Origin of the sequence: Kitasatospora sp. NPDC057692, assembly GCF_042799475.1 — a bacterium.
Taxonomy (GTDB): Bacteria; Actinomycetota; Actinomycetes; order Streptomycetales; family Streptomycetaceae; genus Kitasatospora.
In genome coordinates this window covers 84642-87972 of the sequence record NZ_JBHVIV010000034.1, presented here as the reverse complement: position 1 = coordinate 87972, position 3331 = coordinate 84642, and the positions used below count along the sequence as shown (strand labels likewise).

The 3331-nt window shown below is 76.4% G+C and carries 3 protein-coding genes; 2 read left to right on the top strand and 1 reads right to left on the bottom strand.

Annotated elements, in window-relative coordinates; translation table 11 throughout:
* Positions 1-219: 219 nt before the first annotated feature.
* Positions 220-783 (bottom strand): heme-binding protein, encoded by a 564-nt coding sequence (locus ACFVFS_RS20660; RefSeq protein ID WP_380626043.1) that lies wholly within the window; start codon positions 781-783, stop codon positions 220-222.
* Positions 784-1009: 226 nt separating this feature from the next.
* On the opposite strand from ACFVFS_RS20660, the gene ACFVFS_RS20655 reads away from it, so the two are divergent.
* Positions 1010-2251 (top strand): sensor histidine kinase, encoded by a 1242-nt coding sequence (locus tag ACFVFS_RS20655; RefSeq protein WP_380626042.1) that lies wholly within the window; start codon positions 1010-1012, stop codon positions 2249-2251.
* A 16-nt stretch (positions 2252-2267) separates the two neighbouring features.
* Positions 2268-2912, top strand: coding sequence for a response regulator (locus tag ACFVFS_RS20650; RefSeq protein WP_380626041.1), 645 nt, complete (start codon positions 2268-2270; stop codon positions 2910-2912).
* Positions 2913-3331: the final 419 nt, after the last annotated feature.

Sequence of the window (3331 nt, the reverse complement as noted above, 5' to 3'; positions counted from 1 at the left end):
GGTGTTGTTTTTTTTTTTTCTTTTCCCGCCGGGGCGCGCGGGCGCCGGCCCCCCCACCCCCCCCGGGGGGGCGGGGGGGGGGGGGGGGGGGGGGGGGGGGGGGGGGGGGGGGGGCCCCCCCCCCCCCCCCGGGCCGGTCCCGCGCCCTCGGCGCGGGCCGGCGGTCCTCGGCCGGGTCCTGCCCGGCCAGGCCGTTCGGCCGGTGTCGCCCTGTCGGGGCTACTTGGTGAGCGCCTGGACGCCGGCCTGCGCGAACTGCTCGTCGAGGTCGCCGCTGGGCGCACCCGCGACACCGATGCCCGCGACCGGGGCGCCCTTCGACTGCACCGGGGCACCGCCGGCCAGGAACAGGGTGTTCGGGATGTCCTTCAGCTGCGGGGCCTGGGCGAGGCGCTTGGCCAGCTCCGAGGTGGGCGCGTTCCAGGAGACCGCGGTGAACGCCTTGCGCACGGCCGACTCCGGCGCCTGCGGGCCGGCGCCGTCGCCCTTCAGCAGCACCCGGGTGACGCCGTCGCGGTCGACGACCGCGACCGAGACGTGCTGGCCCGCCTTGGTGGCCGCGTCCAGCGTGGCCTGGGCGGCCTTGGTGGCGGCCTCGATGGTCAGGCCGGTGGTCTGCGAGAGGTTCTTGTTCTGGGCGTCGGTCTTGACCGCGGCGGCGCTGACCGCCGGGGTGTCGGTGGCCTCGGCGCTGGCGGAGACGGCGCCGACGGTGGCGGCGGCCAGCGCGGCGGCGGCGACGGTGCCGGTCAGCACCTTGGCGCGAACGGAGGTCTTCTTCATGGTCCGGCTCCTCGTCGGATGGGCGGTGGTGGGGACTGGTTCGATCCTCCGTTCCCGGCCCCCCGCGCCGCATCGGCGGTCCGGACACCGCGCCCGGGCATGATGGAGGACGGACCCGTCAGCCGATCGGTTGATGCGGCCCCCGGCCGGGCGGGGTCACCATCGAAGGATCTCCGTGGCCCGAGCGGCCGGAGCGAACGGAACGGACAGAGCGAGGAGCGGCCCCGTGCACCACCCCGGCCCCCTGCCCGAGCCGCCCGTCCTCCCCGCCTCCCCCGACCCGGACGCCGGCCGGCTGGCCGTGCTGCTCGACTCCGCCTTCCTCCTCCTGCTCGCCACCTCGCTCAGCCGTTTCCTCACCCACCACCCGGACAACCCGCGCATCCCCTGGGTGATCGGCCTGAGCACCGTCCTGGCCACCGTCCAGCCGGTCGGCTCCTGGCTCGCCCACCGCCGTCCGCCCGCCCCCGGGCAGCGCCGCCACCCCTGGCCGCTGGCCGTGGTGACGGTGCTCTGGGTGGTCCTGGTGGTGATCGCGCCGAGCTTCTCCTGGTGCGCCGTCCCGCTGGTCTACACGGCCCTGCGGACGCTGCCCACCCGGGCGGCGGTCCCGCTGGTCGCGGCGCTCACCCTGCTGGTGGTCGTCGGGGAGGTCCGGCTGCCGGGCCCGCTGGACGCCAACCTCCTGCTGCTGCCGCCCGCCGTCGCCGCGCTGGCCACCGGCGTCTTCCTGTACATGGAGCGGCAGGCCGAGCGGCAGCGCGCGCTGATCGCCGACCTGGTCCGCACCCGGCGCGAGCTCGCCGCCACCGAGCGGCGGGAGGGGACGCTGGCCGAGCGCCAGCGGCTGGCGATGGAGATCCACGACACCCTCGCCCAGGGCCTGTCCAGCCAGCAGATGCTGCTCCAGGCGGCCGACCGCACCTGGGAGGGCGACCCGGCCACCGCCCGCCGCCACGTCCGCACCGCCGCCGCGGTGGCCGCCCGGAACCTCGCCGAGGCCCGCCGCTTCGTCCACGACCTCGCTCCCGCGGAGCTCGCCGACGGCCGCACCCTGGACCAGGCGCTGCGCTCGCTCGCCGAGCGGGAGTCCGCCGAGAGCGGGCTGCCGGTCCGCTTCCACCTGGACGGCGCGCCGGTGCCGCTGCCCGCGGCCGCCCAGTCGGCGCTGCTGCGGATCGCCCAGGGGGCGCTGGCCAACGTCCGCGAGCACGCCGGGGCCTCGGCCGCCGCGCTGACCCTCTCCTTCCTCGGCGACCAGGCCGTCCTGGACATCGCCGACGACGGCCGCGGCTTCGCCCCCGCCTCGCCCCCTCCCCCCTCGCCGTCCTCCGCCGGCCGCGGCCACGGCCTGCCGGCCATGCGCGCCCGGCTGCGCCAGCTCGGTGGCACCCTGACCGTGGAGAGCGCCCCCGGCGAGGGGACCGTGGTCTCCGCGGCCGTCCCGCTCACCCCCGACCGCCTCTAGGCCCTGGAGCAGTCCGATGAACGCCACCCCCGTCCCGTCCCCGGTCCGGCTGCTGGTCTGCGACGACCACGCCGTGGTCCGGGCCGGCCTGCTCGCCCTGCTGGCCAGCGCCGGCGACATCGAGGTGGTCGGCGAGGCGAGCAGCGGCGAGGAGGCGGTCGAGCTGGCGGCCCGGCTGGCCCCGCAGGTGGTGCTGATGGACCTCCAGCTCGGCGACGGCATCGACGGCGTGGAGGCCACCCGCCGGATCACCGCGGCTCCGGACGCCCCGCACGTCCTGGTCCTGACCACCTACGACACCGACGCCGACATCACCCGGGCGATCGGCGCGGGCGCGACCGGGTACCTGCTGAAGGCCGAGCGGCCGGAGGAGCTGTTCGCCGCGGTGCACTCGGCCGCGCGGGGCCGGACGGTGCTCTCGCCGCCGGTCGCCTCCCGGGTCATGGCGCAGATGCGGGCCCCGGCGCCGCAGCTCACCGAGCGTGAGACGGACATCCTCGCCCAGCTCGCCCAGGGGCTCGGCAACCGGGAGATCGCCCGCGCGCTGTTCATCAGCGAGGCGACCGTGAAGACCCACCTGGGCCGGATCTACGACAAGTTGGGCGTCGACACCCGGTCCGGCGCGGTGGCCGTCGCCAAGGAGCGCCGGCTGCTCCGCTGATACCGACACCCCGTTCGGAATGTCGGATTCCGAACGAACGCCCCCGTCCCGCCCCGGCACCACCGGCGGCATCCGAACGACCGGGCCCCATCAGCCGTTTCCCGCCCCCTCCCCGGCACCCCTTGCCATCCGGACCCCCATCCCCGATTGTGGATGTTCCGTGGATTTGGGCATTGACAAACCAACCATGCGGTTTGTTACCGTAACGATCAACGACGCCCCACTTCAAGGGGGCTTGCCGGGCCTGTGCGGAACGCTCTCGCCGGAGAGCTGTGCCAGGGGGGACGGCGGGAGTCCGGGGCGATCGGGGGGAGCGGTGCGAAACCGCGCGTCGACGCGGCGCGGAGCGGGTCCGGGGGGGCCCCCGCCCCGCCACCCAGCGTCCGGCCCCACCCAGCGTCCCACCCCCCCCCCCCCCC

Bases quoted from the DNA above. Each gene is read 5' to 3' on its own strand.
- ACFVFS_RS20660 (WP_380626043.1), bottom strand. From the start codon at position 783: ATGAAGAAGACCTCCGTTCGCGCCAAGGTGCTGACCGGCACCGTCGCC.
- ACFVFS_RS20650 (WP_380626041.1), top strand. From the start codon at position 2,268: ATGAACGCCACCCCCGTCCCGTCCCCGGTCCGGCTGCTGGTCTGCGAC.